At 61.7% G+C, this 15,417-nt stretch carries 19 protein-coding genes and 2 pseudogenes; 7 read left to right on the forward strand and 14 right to left on the reverse strand.

The window, feature by feature from the left end; all coding sequences use genetic code 11:
- Both ADADOO_RS09505 and ADADOO_RS09510 read right to left on the reverse strand, forming a co-directional pair.
- A partial coding sequence (locus tag ADADOO_RS09505) for a glycosyltransferase family 39 protein (protein ID WP_511277024.1) occupies positions 1–304 on the reverse strand: 304 nt, incomplete at its 3' end.
- Positions 301–1,323, reverse strand: coding sequence for a glycosyltransferase family 2 protein (locus tag ADADOO_RS09510; protein ID WP_511277026.1), 1,023 nt, complete (start codon positions 1,321–1,323; stop codon positions 301–303). The genes ADADOO_RS09510 and ADADOO_RS09505, both read right to left, overlap by 4 nt.
- A 147-nt stretch (positions 1,324–1,470) precedes the next feature.
- On the opposite strand from ADADOO_RS09510, the gene ADADOO_RS09515 reads away from it, so the two are divergent.
- The 5 genes from ADADOO_RS09515 (at position 1,471) to ADADOO_RS09535 (ending at position 5,901) form a co-directional block, all read left to right on the forward strand.
- Positions 1,471–2,040, forward strand: a complete 570-nt coding sequence (locus ADADOO_RS09515) for an aminodeoxychorismate/anthranilate synthase component II (protein ID WP_511277028.1) — start codon at positions 1,471–1,473, stop codon at positions 2,038–2,040.
- Complete coding sequence (trpD, locus tag ADADOO_RS09520; RefSeq protein WP_511277030.1) at positions 2,040–3,068, forward strand: anthranilate phosphoribosyltransferase; 1,029 nt, start codon at positions 2,040–2,042, stop codon at positions 3,066–3,068. Before ADADOO_RS09515 ends, trpD begins: the two co-directional genes overlap by 1 nt.
- On the forward strand, positions 3,065–3,853 hold the full coding sequence (gene trpC / locus ADADOO_RS09525) for an indole-3-glycerol phosphate synthase TrpC (RefSeq protein WP_511277032.1): 789 nt from the start codon (positions 3,065–3,067) through the stop codon (positions 3,851–3,853). The genes trpD and trpC overlap by 4 nt, the downstream gene beginning before the upstream one ends.
- Positions 3,854–4,026: 173 nt before the next feature.
- On the forward strand, positions 4,027–5,076 hold the full coding sequence (locus ADADOO_RS09530) for a porin (RefSeq protein ID WP_511277034.1): 1,050 nt from the start codon (positions 4,027–4,029) through the stop codon (positions 5,074–5,076).
- Between the two features lie 201 nt (positions 5,077–5,277).
- Entirely contained in the window at positions 5,278–5,901 is a 624-nt protein-coding gene (locus ADADOO_RS09535) for an OmpW/AlkL family protein (RefSeq protein WP_511277036.1), read from the forward strand.
- Positions 5,902–5,973: 72 nt separating this feature from the next.
- On the opposite strand, the gene ADADOO_RS09540 is transcribed toward ADADOO_RS09535, so the two are convergent.
- The 8 genes and pseudogenes from ADADOO_RS09540 to rplU form a co-directional block, all read right to left on the reverse strand.
- Complete coding sequence (locus tag ADADOO_RS09540; RefSeq protein WP_511277038.1) at positions 5,974–6,417, reverse strand: hypothetical protein; 444 nt, start codon at positions 6,415–6,417, stop codon at positions 5,974–5,976.
- Positions 6,414–6,713 carry a nucleotidyltransferase domain-containing protein gene (locus ADADOO_RS09545; RefSeq protein WP_511277040.1) on the reverse strand — a complete coding sequence of 100 codons (300 nt, stop codon included), beginning with the start codon at positions 6,711–6,713 and terminating at the stop codon, positions 6,414–6,416. The genes ADADOO_RS09540 and ADADOO_RS09545 overlap by 4 nt, the downstream gene beginning before the upstream one ends.
- 104 nt (positions 6,714–6,817) lie before the next feature.
- On the reverse strand, positions 6,818–7,963 hold the full coding sequence (gene proB / locus ADADOO_RS09550; RefSeq protein WP_511277055.1) for a glutamate 5-kinase: 1,146 nt from the start codon (positions 7,961–7,963) through the stop codon (positions 6,818–6,820).
- A 21-nt stretch (positions 7,964–7,984) separates the two neighbouring features.
- Positions 7,985–8,287, reverse strand: a pseudogene (locus ADADOO_RS09555) (HepT-like ribonuclease domain-containing protein); the annotation flags it as partial.
- 9 nt (positions 8,288–8,296) lie between these two features.
- Entirely contained in the window at positions 8,297–8,587 is a 291-nt protein-coding gene (locus ADADOO_RS09560; protein WP_511277041.1) for a nucleotidyltransferase family protein, read from the reverse strand.
- Between the two features lie 10 nt (positions 8,588–8,597).
- The gene (gene cgtA / locus ADADOO_RS09565; protein WP_511277043.1) at positions 8,598–9,677 is read right to left on the reverse strand and encodes an Obg family GTPase CgtA; all 1,080 of its coding nucleotides are present in this window, start codon (positions 9,675–9,677) and stop codon (positions 8,598–8,600) included.
- A 67-nt stretch (positions 9,678–9,744) separates the two neighbouring features.
- Positions 9,745–10,008 (reverse strand): 50S ribosomal protein L27, encoded by a 264-nt coding sequence (gene rpmA, locus ADADOO_RS09570; protein WP_511277045.1) that lies wholly within the window; start codon positions 10,006–10,008, stop codon positions 9,745–9,747.
- 17 nt (positions 10,009–10,025) lie between these two features.
- Positions 10,026–10,337, reverse strand: coding sequence for a 50S ribosomal protein L21 (rplU, locus tag ADADOO_RS09575; protein ID WP_117609584.1), 312 nt, complete (start codon positions 10,335–10,337; stop codon positions 10,026–10,028).
- Between the two features lie 129 nt (positions 10,338–10,466).
- On the opposite strand from rplU, the gene ADADOO_RS09580 reads away from it, so the two are divergent.
- Complete coding sequence (locus ADADOO_RS09580) at positions 10,467–10,811, forward strand: FKBP-type peptidyl-prolyl cis-trans isomerase (RefSeq protein WP_511277046.1); 345 nt, start codon at positions 10,467–10,469, stop codon at positions 10,809–10,811.
- On the forward strand, positions 10,808–11,950 hold the full coding sequence (locus ADADOO_RS09585; protein ID WP_511277048.1) for a pseudouridine synthase: 1,143 nt from the start codon (positions 10,808–10,810) through the stop codon (positions 11,948–11,950). The genes ADADOO_RS09580 and ADADOO_RS09585 overlap by 4 nt, the downstream gene beginning before the upstream one ends.
- Before the next feature lie 101 nt (positions 11,951–12,051).
- Here the strand turns inward: ADADOO_RS09585 and ADADOO_RS09590 are convergent, their stop codons facing one another.
- From ADADOO_RS09590 to ADADOO_RS09605, 4 genes and pseudogenes are all read right to left on the reverse strand, one after another.
- On the reverse strand, positions 12,052–12,489 hold the full coding sequence (locus tag ADADOO_RS09590; RefSeq protein WP_511277050.1) for a MaoC family dehydratase: 438 nt from the start codon (positions 12,487–12,489) through the stop codon (positions 12,052–12,054).
- Positions 12,490–12,540: 51 nt separating this feature from the next.
- A complete protein-coding gene (locus tag ADADOO_RS09595; protein WP_511277052.1) occupies positions 12,541–13,740 on the reverse strand; it encodes an ABC transporter permease in 1,200 nt (399 codons plus the stop codon).
- Between the two features lie 169 nt (positions 13,741–13,909).
- Positions 13,910–15,118 carry an ABC transporter permease gene (locus ADADOO_RS09600; protein ID WP_511277054.1) on the reverse strand — a complete coding sequence of 403 codons (1,209 nt, stop codon included), beginning with the start codon at positions 15,116–15,118 and terminating at the stop codon, positions 13,910–13,912.
- A gap of 8 nt (positions 15,119–15,126) precedes the next feature.
- A pseudogene (locus ADADOO_RS09605) lies at positions 15,127–15,417 on the reverse strand (hypothetical protein); the annotation flags it as partial.

Genomic DNA, 15,417 nt, shown 5'->3' on the forward strand with positions numbered 1-15,417 from the left:
GCCGGCGGGCAATCGCCCAGCAGGCCGCTGCAGCCAGCGGATAACAGAGCATGGATAGCGCCTTGACGCCGACCAGCCCGTCGCCGAACAGCGCGGTGGACAGCCAGATCAGCGCCGCGACGCCGGGCGGCTTGGAGAAATAGCCCCAATCCAGATGCTGCGCCCAGGTCCAGTATTGCGCTTCATCGACGTAGAGCGTGATGCCCAGATTGGGCAGCAGCCAGAAGCGCCAGGCGAGCAGGGCGGCCATCAGGCCAAACAGCAGTTTTACGCTGTTTTTCCGGTTGACCGTGGAAAGGCTCACGCCGACTTGTGCCAGCCTTCGTCAGCCGCTAGAACGCGTTCCGGACGCGCCGAATACGAGCGGTTGGTGCCGGATTCGAAGTAGATGCGGGCCATCAGTTCGGACAGCACGCCGGTCGTGATGAAATGAATGCCGGCAATCAGCATGCCGATGCCGACGATGAGCAGCGGACGGCCGCCGATGTTTTCACCGAGGCCAAACTTGACCCAGGCCAGCCAGGTCATGATCAGTCCGGACATTGCCGTCAGGCCGAGGCCGATGCCGCCGAAGAAATGGCCGGGACGAGCGCGGAAGCGCATGAAGAAATAGACCGCGATCAGATCGAGGATGACCCGGAAGGTGCGCGAAATGCCGTACTTCGACACGCCGGCCGTGCGCGCATGGTGCGTCGTCGGCTCCTGCGCGATGCGGCGCGGCGTCGTCACGGTAGCCAGCCAGGCCGGGATGAAGCGATGCATTTCGCCGTACAGGCGCACGCTCTTGATCACGCTGCCGCGGAAGGCCTTCAGGCTGCAGCCGTAATCGCGCAAATGGACGCCGGTCATCCGGGCGATCAGCTTGTTGGCGATCTTCGACGGAATCTTGCGCAGAAACAGGCCGTCCTGACGGTTCTGACGCCAGCCGGCGACCAGGTCGAGATCTTCGTTGATCAGCCGGGCAACCATGCGCGGAATGTCAATCGGATCGTTCTGCAAATCGCCGTCCATGGTCACGATCACATCGCCGCGCGCCGCGTCGATGCCGGCCTGCATGGCGGCGGTCTGCTTGAAATTGCGCGTCAGCTCAACAACCCGGACGTGCGGCCCGTATTCGCGCGAACACTGCACGGCGCGATCAACGGTCGCATCGCTGCTGCCATCATCGACCAGCACGAGTTCCCACGGATAGTCGTAACCGACCAGCGCCTCGTGCACGCGCTTGACCAGCGGCGCGATATTGTCTTCCTCGTTGTAGAACGGAACGACGATGGAAAGGCTGTGCGGGGGAATTTCGGGAACGGTGGCGATGACTTCGCTCATGGATGAATCCGGCGGCAAGTGGCTAAATAAGCGCGCATTTTAACGTGAAAGTCGCTCCGGGGCGCCGAATCTCCGCTCGTTTGCTAGCCGGGGGCGGGGCGGGGCGGTAGAATCCAAGGCTTACGAAACAGGCAAGGAATCAACAGCATGCTGCTGATGATCGACAATTACGACAGCTTCACCTACAACATCGTCCAGTACTTCGGCGAGCTGGGTCAGGACGTCAAGGTTTACCGCAACGACGCCATCACGGTCGACGAAATAGCCCGCCTCAAGCCCGAATATCTGGTGATCTCGCCCGGCCCCTGCGCCCCGGCCCAGGCCGGCATCTCGCTGGCGGCGATCCGCGAATTCGCCGGCAAGATTCCCCTGCTCGGCGTCTGCCTCGGCCATCAGGCCATCGGCGAAGCCTTCGGCGGCAAGATCGTACACGCCAAGCAGCTCATGCACGGCAAGGTTTCTGCGGTCCACCACAAAAATGAGGGTGTTTTCAAAGGCCTGCCCAATCCGCTGACCTGCACGCGCTACCACTCGCTGGCCATCGAGCGCGAATCGTTGCCCGATTGTCTCGACATTACCGCGTGGACCGATGACGGCGAAATCATGGGCGTCCGCCACAAGACGCTGGCCGTCGAAGGCGTCCAGTTCCACCCCGAATCCATCCTGACCGAACGCGGTCACGACCTGCTCAAGAACTTTTTGGACGAACATAAGTAATGACTCCGCAAGCCGCCCTCCAGCGTGTCATCGAACACCGCGAAATTTTCCACGACGAAATGGTCTCCCTGATGCGCCAGATCATGAGCGGCGACGTCACCCCGGTCATGATCGCCGCCATCATCACCGGCCTGCGCGTCAAGAAGGAAACCATCGGCGAAATCGCCGCCGCGGCCACGGTCATGCGCGAGCTGTCGACCAAGGTCACCGTGCCCTACGACAACCGTTTCGTCGACATCGTTGGCACTGGCGGCGACTCGGCCCACAGCTTCAATATCTCCACCACCTCGATCTTCGTTGCCGCCGCGGCTGGCGCCAAGGTCGCCAAGCACGGCGGGCGCAGCGTGTCGTCGAGCTCCGGCAGCGCCGATGTCCTCGAAGCCCTCGGCGCCAACATCATGCTCTCGCCCGAACAGGTCGCCGCCTGCGTCGAAGCCTGCGGCATCGGCTTCATGTTCGCCCCCAACCACCACAGCGCGATGAAGCACGTCGCCCCGGTGCGCCGCGAAATGGGCATTCGCACGCTGTTCAACATCCTCGGCCCGCTGACCAACCCGGCCGGCGCCCCGAACACCCTGATGGGCGTCTTCCACCCCGACCTCGTCGGCATCCAGGTGCGCGTCATGCAGCGCCTCGGCGCCGAACGCGTGCTCGTCGTTCATGGCCGCGACAACCTTGACGAAATCTCGCTCGGTGCCGCCACGCTGGTCGGCGAACTGAAAAACGGTGAAGTCACCGAATACGAAGTGCACCCCGAAGACTTCGGTCTGCAAATGATGTCGCTGCGCAATCTGCGCGTCGGCAGCGCCGAAGAATCCAAAGCCGTGATGCTAGGCGCCCTCGACAATAAACCGGGTGCCGCGCGCGAAATCGTCTGCCTCAATGCGGGCGCTGCGCTCTATGTCGCCAACGTTGCCGCCAGCATTGGCGACGGCATCGTCAAGGCCCGCGAAGCCATCGCCAGCGGCGCGGCGCGCGCCAAGCTGGAGCAGTTTGTTCAATGCACGCAACGTCTAGCCGCCAAATGAGTGACATCCTCAACAAGATCATCGCCACCAAGCACGAAGAAATCGCTGCCGCGCTGGCCGTCAAACCGCTCGCCGTCGTCGAAGCCGAAGCGGCCGCCCAGCCGGCGCCACGCGATTTCGTCGGCGCCATCCGCGACAAGCATTCCCACGGTCAACCGGGAATAATCGCCGAAATCAAAAAAGCCAGCCCGTCCAAAGGCGTCATCCGCCCCGACTTTCACCCGGCCGACATCGCCCGTAGCTACGAACAGCACGGCGCCGCCTGCCTGTCGGTGCTCACCGACCGCCAGTACTTCCAGGGCAGCCCCGAATACCTGCAAGCCGCCCGCGCCGCCTGTAACCTGCCCGTGCTGCGCAAAGATTTCATGGTCGACGCCTATCAAGTCGCCGAAGCCCGCGCCATGGGCGCCGACGCCATCCTGCTCATCGCGGCAGCGCTGACCCTGCCCGAAATGCAAGCGCTTGAAGCGCAAGCCCACGCCTACGGCATGGCTGTCCTCGTGGAAGTGCACAACGGCGAAGAACTCGATGCCGCACTGCAACTCAAGACCCCGCTGCTCGGCATCAACAACCGCAACCTGCGCACCTTCGACGTCACCCTCGACACCACGCTCGGCCTGCTCGACCGCATCCCCGCCGACAAGATCGTCGTCACCGAAAGCGGCATCGTGACGCCGGAAGACGTTGCCCTCATGCGCAACAACAAGGTCCAGACCTTCCTCGTCGGCGAAGCCTTCATGCGCGCGCCGGAGCCGGGGCTTGAGCTGGCAAGGCTGTTCGCCTGATTTCTGTTGCGCCAAAACAACATAACTCCAGAGAAGCAGCGCAACTTGCCAATCACCGGTTGCTAGGGCGTTTAGCTCTTTGCGACAATCGACGCCAACTTCTCGATCCGAGAGGTAAAGCTTAATTCGGTTTTACTGCTGGATTAAAAACTAACCACTAAGGAGATTTTCTGATGCAAAAGAAACTGATTGCTCTGGCCATCGCTGGTCTGGCTTCTACCGCTGCTTTCGCTCAATCAAACGTCACCATCTACGGTATTGTTGATGCTTCCGTTGTTGGCAAGACCTATCTGGGCAATCCTAGCAAGCAGACCCAGTTTAGCGTCAATTCTGGCCTTCTCTCCACGTCCCGTATCGGTTTCAAGGGTGTGGAAGATCTGGGCAACGGCCTGAAGGCTCTGTTCGTTCTGGAATACGGCCTGAATATCGATGACAACCAAGGTATCGGCGCTTCGACGACCACCGGTGCAACTAATGGGCGTCAGCAATTCGTTGGCCTGACCGGCGGCTTCGGTACTGCTGTTGCTGGTCGTCTGCAAACCACGGGTCTGGACTTCTCGGTTGCTGCCACTGCTCTTGGTGGTTCCACCGGTATCGGCGCAGCCTACAACGCCGGCGGCGGTACGCTGATCACCTCTGCTTCCCGCGCCAATAACGCTGTCGCTTACATCTCGCCGTCCTTCGGTGGTGTGACCGTTGCTTACAACCATGCTCGCGCGCCCTTGGCGACCGAATATGCTGTCAGCCAAGTCAATACCGACAACACTGCCAACCTGCTGTCCGTCAGCTACGACAACGGCCCAATCACCGCCGGTGCGATCTACACCAAGTATGTCCAGTCGCAAACCAATCTGGCTGCCGACGACATCAAGGAATGGGGTCTGCGTGCCGGTTACGACTTTAAGGTTGTCAAGTTGCAAGCCTTGTATCAGCAGCAAAAGGCTGATACCACGGCTGCCGTTGGCAAGGACAAGAAGTGGGCTGTTTCCCTGTCGGCTCCGATTGGTGCCAAGGTTGCTGTTATCGCTGAATACGCCGCTTTGAACGTCGGTTCTACCCTTGGTGCAGACAACGTTAAGGTCGGCACCCTGGCCTCCACCTACGCGCTGTCCAAGCGTACCACCGCTTATGCTGGCTTCGTTGCCAAGCGTGTGCAAAGCGATGTTGGCGCCCAAGGTCTTGACTCCAACACCTACGGTGTTGGTCTGCGTCACGCCTTCTAATCTGGTTTAATCCAGTTGGTACAAAAACGGGAGCTTCGGCTCCCGTTTTTCTTTGGCGCTTCGGATTGTCCTGATTTGGCTTGGAATGGCGGGGTTGCGTCAAATAACCGCACAACTATTAAGGTTATTGACTTAGGTCAAAATGCCTAGTTCCAATGGTAATAGCATGCCCTTTTTCATAACGAAGATAGGGAGTGATCTATGGCTAACAAGATTCTGGTTGCTGCGCTGATTGCCGCTGGTGTTCTTTCGTCTGCCGTTGCACAGGCTCAGGAAGGTCCGTTCATGGTTCGCGTGCGTGCAGTTCACGTCGCTTTCGATAACGGCCAAAAAGATGGCCTTGATACCGCTACCGCACTTGGCGCGATCGAAGCTGACAGCCGCTGGATTCCCGAGCTGGATCTGAGCTATTTCTTCACCAAGAATATCGCCGCCGAACTGGTTCTGACCTATCCGCAGACCGTCGATATTACAGCCGCCAATGGTGGAAATATCGGCAAGATCAAGGCTCTGCCGCCGTCACTGCTGGTCCAGTATCACTTCACCGATCTCGGCGCTTTCAAGCCCTACGTTGGCCTTGGCGTGAACTACACGCTGTTCTCCAGCCGCGACAATATCCTGGGCGGGGTGGCATCGGTTGATCGCTCCAGCGTCGGTCTGGCCGGTCAGGTCGGTTTCGACTATATGTTCAACAAGAACTGGGGCCTGAACGTCGATGTGAAGTACATCCAGATGGAAACTGACGTAGCTGCTGGCGGTACGAAGATCGGTACGCTGAATCTGAGCCCGATTACCGCGGGCGTTGGCGTTTCCTATCGCTTCTAAGTAAGCGAGTTGCAATGAAAAACGGGCGCCTCGGCGCCCGTTTTGGTTTTGCTGTTCGCTTCCCTACGTCACCTAGGGCCTTTCGCTGGATTTCGCGATCATGTTGCGTAGACGCGAAAGTTCGCTTCCGTAGGGGCCGCTGATTTCCGTATACATTTGTGCGGTCTGCTCCGGAAGATAATCGTGAACGATCCGGTTACGAATGTTTCGCATGGTGAGCCACAAGCGCGCGTCGCTGACCCATCCGAGTTTCTCCATGCGATTGAGAAGGTCACGGGTGGTTTCGGATTGTTCGCCGAACGCTAGCATTTCCTGGCTGCGGAAATGGCGCAGGCAGCATTCGATAGCCCGAACGAAGCGGTCAGCCAGTGCGTCGTAGGGTTCCAGGGCCTTAGGCGTGTAGTTGATGGCTGGATCAAAGGCCTGGTATTCGGATAGCGAGGCGGCCACAAGGTCCAGCGTACGTAGCGCCTTGTCGCGATTGAGTTTTCCGAGTGCCTCGATATCAGGATTCATAGCGGGATTCCTGTCTTCCGGGCAATGCGGTGCAGCGGTGTTTCCTCGCTGCCAGGATGGTGAATGAGAATGTCGATTTTCTGTTCGCCGAGTGCATTCTGCAAATCGGTTTCCAGATTGATGCTGGCGAGGAAATCGCTCTCAACGACTTCCGGGCATTCGACGAGCAAATCAATGTCGCCACCGCGTGCCGAATCATCTGTGCGTGAGCCAAAGAGCAGGACGTTGGCAAGCGATCCAAAACGACGGCAGACGGCTTGGCGAATGAGGTGACGTTCCTGGGGCGTGAGGCGCATGTTTTCGTGTGCAGATGACTCGGTTCATTGTAGCCGACGAGCGCGCGATATTCAGTAACGGAAAATCGATCTGGAACGATAGCGTGGATCGTCCCCGAATTTCCTCAGGCGAGCAGGATGAGGTTGTCGCGGTGGATGAATTCCGGTTCGTCGACGTAGCCGAGAATGTGTTCGATTTCGGCTGTCGATTTCCGCGTGATGAGGCGGGCTTCGCCGCTGCCGTAGTTGCATAGTCCGCGCGCGATTTCGTGGCCTTCCGGGCTGATGCAGGCGACGGCCGAGCCACGTTCGAATTCGCCTTCGGTGGCGATGACGCCAATGGGCAACAGGCTTTTTCCGGCTTTTAGGGCGTTGACCGCACCATCATCGAGGCGCAGGCGCCCGGCGAGTTGCAGGTGATCGGCCAGCCATTGCTTGCGGGCGGCGAGCGGCTGGGTTTGCGAGACGAGCAGGGTGCCGACTGCCTCGCCAGCGGCTAGACGAATGATCGGGTCGATTTCGCGGCCGCTGGCGATGGCGGTGTGGGCGCCGCTGCGGGCGGCGCGTTTGGCGGCAATGACCTTGGTGATCATGCCGCCGGTGCCGATGCGCGTGCCGGCGCCGCCGGCCATGGCTTCGAGTGACTCGTCGCCGGCCGTGGCTTGGCTGATCAGCGTGGCGTTGGGGTCCTGGCGCGGGTCGGCGGTGAACAGGCCGATCTGGTCGGTCAGGATGATCAGCGCATCGGCTTCGATGAGATTGGCGACGAGGGCGCCCAGCGTGTCGTTGTCGCCGAACTTGATTTCGTCGGTGACGACGGTGTCGTTCTCGTTGATGATCGGCACGACGCCGAGTTCGAGCAGGGTGGTCAGCGTCGAGCGGGCGTTGAGGTAGCGTTTCCGGTCGGCGAGGTCGTCGTGGGTGAGCAGGATTTGCGCGGTGTGCAGGCCGTGCTTGTTGAAGGCGGTTTCGTAGGCTTCAACCAGGCCAGCTTGGCCAACGGCGGCTGCGGCCTGCTTTTCATGCACGGTCTTCGGTCGGCGCCCCCAGCCGAGACGTTGCACCCCGCAGGCGACGGCACCGGAGGAAACGAGGACGACTTCCTTGCCTTGCTGGCGCAGCACGGCGATCTGCCGGGCCCAGTCTTCAATGGCGGCGAGGTCGAGGCCCGCGCCGTTATTGGTGACGAGCGCCGAGCCGACTTTGACGACGAGGCGTTTGGCGGTGGCGAGGCGGGTCGGTAGGGGTGTGTGACCATGCCGTCGGGCGATGGCTGCCAGCGCGCAATCCAGCGGTTTTAGGTCGTTTTGGATGACCTGCCAGATGGTTTCGAGTTCAACGCCGAGATAGGCGTGGGCCAGTATGTTGCGCAAGCCGGCTATTTTGCGCCAGGGCCGGTCTGGCGCTTCGGCTGTTAGCCAGTCGATATCGAGATCGCGGGTGACTTGCCCGATGATTTCAATGTTGCGCAGGACGGCATCCTGCGTTTTCTGATCATTGAAAAGGCTGCTCCGCCCGTGGCGTGTGTATTCGGTGATGCGCTGGATCAATTCGCGCGCATGGTAAATGAGCAGTTCTCGGCGATCAAAGGACATGGGGTGTGATCAGAGTGGCTTGGCTTCGTCGAGGACGCGCTGCCTGATGAGGTGATGCAGGCTGCCTTCGGTGACAACGTCCGTCGGGCGATGCAGGTAATCTTCAAGATCGTTCTTCAGTCCGATCAGGTCAAGCAGTGAGCGTCCGCTGTCCAGCGCAATCAGAAAATCTATGTCGCTGAGTTCAGTATCTTCGCCGCGCGCCACCGAGCCAAAAATTCGCACCGAGTGGGCGCCATGCCTTCCGGCTATTGCCAGCAGTGCATCGCGTTGGGCGATCAGTTTGTCGAGGGTGGGCATGCGTCTTCACTTATTCGAAGGGGGAATCGTCTTCAGATTCTAGCTCATCGTCCGGGATTTCCGGTTTTGCCATTTGTTCCAGCGCTTCGTGGATGGCGTAGATCAAGGGCTTGGTGCCTTCGCCGCTGATGGCGGTGATCGGGAATACCGGGCCGTCGTACTTGGTGGCCTTCTTGTAGGCTTTGAGGAAGTCCTTGACGGTCTTTTCGCGGTCTTCTTCGGGGATCAGATCGAGCTTGTTGAGGACCAGCCAACGCGGCTTGTCGGCGAGCGCCGGGTCGTGCTTGATGAGTTCGCCGACGATGGCCTTGGCGTCGCGAACCGGGTCGGCATCGGGATCGATCGGGGCGAGGTCAACGAGGTGAAGCAGGATACGCGTGCGCTGCAAATGCTTGAGGAAGCGAATGCCAAGGCCGGCGCCGTCGGCAGCACCTTCGATGAGGCCCGGAACGTCGGCCATGACGAAGCTCTTTTCAGCGTCGACGCGGACGACGCCGAGGTTGGGGTGGAGCGTCGTGAACGGATAGTCGGCGACCTTCGGGCGAGCCGAGGAGACGGCGCGGATCAACGTGCTCTTGCCGGCATTGGGCAGACCGAGCAGGCCGACGTCGGCGAGGACGCGCAGTTCGAGCGTCAGTTCGTGCTCTTCGCCCTGGTCGCCATTGGTTTTCTGGCGCGGGGCGCGGTTGGTCGAGGATTTGAAGTGGATGTTGCCGAGGCCGCCCTTGCCGCCTTTGGCGATGAGGACTCTCTTTTCATTGACATCGAGGTCGGCCAGGATTTCGCCGGTGTTGAGGTCGGAAATGACCGTGCCGACGGGCATGCGCAGGATGATGTCGTCGCCGCCAGCGCCGTAGCAGTCGGCGCCGCCGCCGTTTTCACCGCGCTTGCCGATGAATTTGCGGGTGTAGCGGTAGTCGACCAGGGTGTTGATGTTGCAGTCGGCTACGACGTAGATGCTGCCGCCACGGCCGCCATCGCCGCCGTTCGGGCCACCCATCGGGATGTATTTTTCGCGGCGGAAAGTTGCGGCGCCATTGCCGCCGTCACCGGCTTTTACGTAGATCTTTGCTTCGTCGATGAACTTCATTTTTTCCGCCTCTATAAACTAAAAAGCCCCATCCTGCGGACGGGGCTTTTGCTTCCGCTTGGCCGATTTATTCGGCAGCCGGAACGATGGTGACCACGCGGCGCTTTTTCAGGCCCTTGACGGAGAACTGAATCACGCCGTCCTTGAGTGCGAACAGGGTGTGATCCTTGCCGCAGCCGACGTTGTCGCCCGGGTGGAATTCAGTGCCGCGCTGGCGAACGATGATGTTGCCAGCCAGGACGAATTGACCGCCGTAGCGTTTGACGCCCAGTCGTTGGGCTTGTGAGTCGCGGCCGTTACGTGAACTGCCGCCTGCTTTCTTGTGTGCCATTTATTAGCTCCTTGAACTTAAGCAGCGATCGCGTCGATGCGCAATTCGGTGTAGTTCTGACGATGGCCTTGATGCTTCTGGTAGTGCTTACGACGACGCATCTTGAAGATCTTGACCTTGTCGTGGCGGCCGTGGGAAATCACGGTAGCTTTGACGGTGGCGCCAGCAAGGAAGGGAGCGCCGATCTTTACCGACTCGCCTTCGCCTGCCATGAGGACCTGGTCAAGGGTAACTTCTGCGCCAACGTCTGCCGGTATCTGTTCTACTTTAAGTTTTAGACCATTGGTAACGCGATACTGCTTACCGCCGGTTTTTATGACCGCATACATGGGTTGGACTCCGAAAATAAATCTAAAGGGTGTTACGAAGAACCGCGCATTATACGGAAATTCGCTGACAAGTCAAAGCCTTGTCGAGGGGGTGTGGTAAACTGCCCGTCTTTGAAAAAAGGAGTTCCCATGGCTGAAATCACCACCGCCTCCGGGCTGGTCTATGAAGATACCGTTGTCGGCGAAGGCGCCGAGGCCAAGGCCGGCCAGCAGGTCACCGTGCATTACACGGGTTGGCTGACCAATGGCAGCAAGTTCGATTCGAGCAAGGATCGCAACGACCCGTTCGAGTTTTCGCTCGGCATGCGCCAGGTTATCGGCGGCTGGGACGAAGGCGTCCAGGGCATGAAGATCGGTGGCACGCGCAAGCTGACCATTCCGCCGGAGCTGGGCTACGGTGCGCGCGGCGCGGGCGGCGTCATTCCGCCGAATGCAACGCTGGTTTTCGAGGTTGAACTCCTCGGCATCCGATGAGCGGTTCCGACGATCCGTGGGCCAAGTGGCGCCAGCCGGAGGCGGCTGCGCCAACCGCTGAGCGGAAGCCGGTTGCCACGGTCAACCGGGAAAATCGGCCAAAAATGAAATCGGCCGAGGCGGCGCCAGCTCGGGCTGTGCGCGCCGAGGCGCCGGCTGAAGTAAGCGAAGAGGCGCCGGCCTTGCCGGACGGTACGCTGGGCGTTCGTCGCTCGGCGACGCCATCGCCGCGGGCGATCAACAAGAAGCCGTTGCGTGGCGGGTCATCGCTACGCAAACCCTCGGCAGCGAAGGCGGCGCCGGTTGCTCCGGTTGCGCCGGCCGAGTGGAGCGTCAAGGCGGATCGTCCCGAGCGGGCTGCCAGGCCGGCGCCCGTGGCGCGCCCGCCGGTCGTGCGCGATGGTCCGCCGCCGGAGGGCGTGCGGCTGTCCAAGGTGATGTCGGAGCGCGGCATGTGTTCGCGGCGCGAGGCGGATTTGTGGATCGAGCGCGGCTGGGTGTTTGTCGATGGCGAGCGGGTCAGCGAGTTGGGGACGCGCATCGATCCAAAGGCCGACGTGGCGATCTCGAAAGAGGCCAAGTTCGATCAAGCCAAGCAGGTGACGGTGCTCCTCAACAAGCCGGTCGGTTATGTTTCCGGTCAGCCGGAGCCGGGCTTTACGCCGGCGATTACGCTGATTACGCTGGAAAATCAGGTCAAGCAGTCGGGCGACCCCGAGTTCAAGCCGTGGATGTTGCGCAGTTTGGCGCCGTCCGGTCGGCTCGACATCGATTCGACCGGCTTGCTGGTGTTGACGCAGGATGGCCGTGTCGCCAAGAAGCTGATCGGCGACGACAGCCAGGTCGAGAAGGAATACCTGGTGCGGGTGGCCGGCGAGATGATCAAGGGCGGGCTGGATCTGCTCAACCACGGTCTGGAACTCGACGGTCAGGCGCTCAAACCGGCGCGGGTCAAGCAGCTCAACGAAGATCAGCTGCATTTCATCCTGAAGGAAGGCAAGAAACGCCAGATTCGCCGGATGTGCGAGCTGGTTGGCTTGCGTGTCATCGGGCTGAAGCGGGTGCGCATTGGCCGGGTCAAGCTGGGTGAGCTGGAAATCGGTCAGTGGCGCTTTCTGCGCGCCGACGAGGCATTCTGATTTCGGGATGAATCTCCGGTTGACCGTGGGAATGGTCAATATAAAAAACGCCGGCCGGTTTTTAACCGGGCCGGCGTTTTTATTTGGGGGCTTGCCGAAAATCAGGCGGTGCCGGTCGGCGCGGCGGCGCGGACGGGCGGCATCATTTGGCATTCGCCTTCGATGACGACCTTGCCGGCAACCGTGCACACGGTATCGAGAACCACGCGGTTCTTGGCGACATTGACTTCGCGGACGGTGACGGTGGCGCGCACGGTATCGCCCGGGCGAACCGGGGCCTTGAATTTGAGCGTTTGCGACAGGTAGATGGTGCCGGGGCCGGGCAAGTGGTTGCCGAGCACGGCGGAGATGAAGCCGGCCGACAGCATGCCGTGGGCGATACGGCCGCCAAACATCGTGGTCTTGGCGTATTCCTCGTCGAGGTGGGCCGGGTTGATGTCAGTCGAGACGCCGGCGAACAGGATGATGTCGGTTTCGGTGACGGTCTTGGCGATGCTGGCAGACATGCCGGGTTGCAGTTGGTCGATGTGATACGCCATGGCTGGGCTCCTTGCGGGGTTTATTGAAATTGGAGGCGGAACTTTAGCACGTCACTCCGTGCGCAAGGCTTCGACCGGGTCGAGGCGCGCGGCGTTACGAGCCGGCAGGACGCCGGCGGCGAGGCCGATGGCGATGGCGATGCCTTCGGCGAGCAGGACGAAACTGAGTGGCGTGTGGACCGGCAGAGCGGGCAGCGCGAAGTGGATGAGTTGGGCGAGGCCGAAGCCGAGGATCAGCCCGAACAGCCCGCCGAGCGCCGACAGGGCGACGGCTTCGCCGAGAAAGAGGGCGAGGATGGTCCGCCGCGGTGCGCCGAGGGCGACGAGCAGGCCGATTTCGCCGGTGCGTTCGGTAACGGCGATGGTCATGATGGTGACGATGCCGACGCCACCGACCAGCAGCGAAATGCCGCCGAGCGCGCCGACGGCCATGGTCAGGATGTTGAGGATGTTGGACAGGGTTTTGAGCATCTCCTCCTGGGTCACGATGGTGAAGTCCTCGCGGCCGTGACGCTCGATCAAATGGGTTTTCAGGCGCGCGGCGACGAGGGCCGACGGGATGCCTTCTTCGGCGGCGATGTTGATTTCATCGACGCCTTCGCGGTTGAACAGTTCCTGGGCGCGGGCGGTCGGCACGAAGGCGGTGTCGTCGAGGTCGATGCCGAGGAATTGCCCTTTCGGCGCCAGCACGCCGATGATCCGGAAATGCAGGCCGCCGACGCGCAGACGCTGGCCGAGCGGATTTTCGCTGCCGAACAGCTCGGTTTTGAGCTTCGAACCGAGGACGACGAAGGCGCGCGCGCTGCCCTCATCGTCGGCGGGCAGGAACTGGCCGCTTTGCACGGTCGACCGGAAAATTTGCGGTAATTTGGAATTGACGCCGTAGATCAGCGTCCGCCGCGTCCGGCCGTTGCCTTCGACTTCGGCATTGCCGCGCACGTTGGGCGTCACGGCGACGATGTGCGGCAGGCGTTCGAGCGATTTGGCGTCGTCGAGCGACAGCGGACGGGCGCTCGACGGCAGGCCGGACGGCGAACCGCCGGTCTTGGTTTTGCCCGGGGCGACGGTGATGACATTGGTGCCGAACTGGGTGAATTCGCCGAGCACGAAGCGGTGGATGCCTTCGCCGATCGAGGTGAGCAAAATGACTGCGGCGATGCCGACGGCGATGCCGAGCAGGGTCAGGAAGCTGCGCAGGCGCTGGGCCGTGATGGCGCGGACGGCGAGCTGGAGGGCGTCGGTGGCGAGCATGGTTTTACGCCCTCCCCTTCAAGGGGAGGGAGGGGTGGGGATGGGTTTCGGGGAGTGGTATGACCCATCCCCCTCCCAACCTCCCCCTTGCCCCAAGGGATACCGGCCCTCTTGGCCATAAAGGGGGAGGAGTGTCTGGGCAAGTTTGGGCGAGGTGTTGCATGGTCATTCAATGCCTCATCAGTGCCTGCACCGGATCGAGCCGGGCGGCGCGGCGGGCCGGCATGACGCCGAAGATCAGGCCGGTGGCGAGCGCTGTCGTCAGGCCGGCGATGACCGCCCAGTCCGGCGGATAGGCCGGGAAGACCGGGAAAAACTGGCGCAGCGCGAAGGCGCCGAGCTGGCCGAGCAGGTAGCCGACGAGGGCGCCGACGGCGGAAAGCATCGCTGCTTCAGCCAGGAAGGCGAGGCGGATGGTCCGTGCCGTGGCGCCGAGCGCCTTGAGCAGGCCGATTTCGCCGGTGCGCTGGGTGACGGCGACGAGCATGACGTTCATGACCAGAATGCCGGCGACGGCCAGGCTGATGGCGGCGATGCCGGCCACCGCCAGAGTCAGCGCCCCGAGCAGTTTGTCGAAGGTGGCGAGCACGGCATCCTGGGTGATGACGGTGACGTCCTCTTCGCCGCGGTGGCGCTGCTTGAGCGTTTCCATCACCTGGTCCTTGGTGCCCGGGATGGCGTCGCGGCTGTTGGCCTCGATCATGATGCGGAACAGCGTGTTCGAATTGAACATGGCTTGGGCCAACGAAACCGGCACGATGACCAGTTCGTCGGTATTCATGCCCAGCCCCTGGCCGGTCGATTTGAGGACGCCGACGACGCGCAGCCGGCGGTCGCCAACGCGGACCAGCTGGCCGATGGCCGGGTTGCTGCCGAACATTTCCTCACGAATCTTGGCGCCGATGACGGCGACCGACGAGCCGCGATTCCAGTCTTCCTCCGGCAGTGCCTGGCCCTGAGCGATTTCGAAATTGCGGATCGGGATGAACTCGGCGGTCGAACCGGCGACCATGACTTCGCGCAGCTTGCCGCCGTAATTGATTTCCGAGGTGCCGACGGCGAGCGGGGCGACGCGGCGGGCGCCGGGCAGGCGACGCAGGCTGCCGGCGTCGTCGATGGTCAGGTCGCGCGGTGTTGAAGTGATGGCGTTGGCCGGATTGAAGCCGCCGGTGCCCGAGCGGCCGGGCAGGACGATGACGAGATTGGTGCCGAGCGAGGAGAACTGGCCGACGACGTAACGCCGCGCCCCATCGCCGAGCGCCGTGAGGATGACGACGGCGGCGACGCCGATCGACATGGCGAGGACCGACAGCGTCGTGCGCATCGGGTAGCCGGTAGCAGCGTCGCGGGCGAAGCGCAGGGTGTCGGTCAGGCGCATGGGGGCTGTTACTCCTCCCCCTTCAAGGGGGAGGTTGGGAGGAGGATGGGTTTGTCGGCCGGCGGAAACCCATCCCCACCCCGGCCCTCCCCTTGTCCAACGGGATACCGGCCCTTCGGGCCATAAAGGGGAGGGGGCGTACGTGAATCCGCTTTCAACCGCCCGTCTTCCATGACCAGTTGCCGCCGGGCGCGGGCGCCCATGCCTTGATCGTGGGTGACGACAACCAGGGTAACGCCCTTGCCGTTGAGCGCTTCGAGCAGATTGACCACCTCTTCGCCGGTATGGCGGTCGAGGTT

Source organism: Azonexus sp. (genome assembly GCF_036170495.1).
Lineage (GTDB): Bacteria > Pseudomonadota > Gammaproteobacteria > Burkholderiales > Rhodocyclaceae > Azonexus.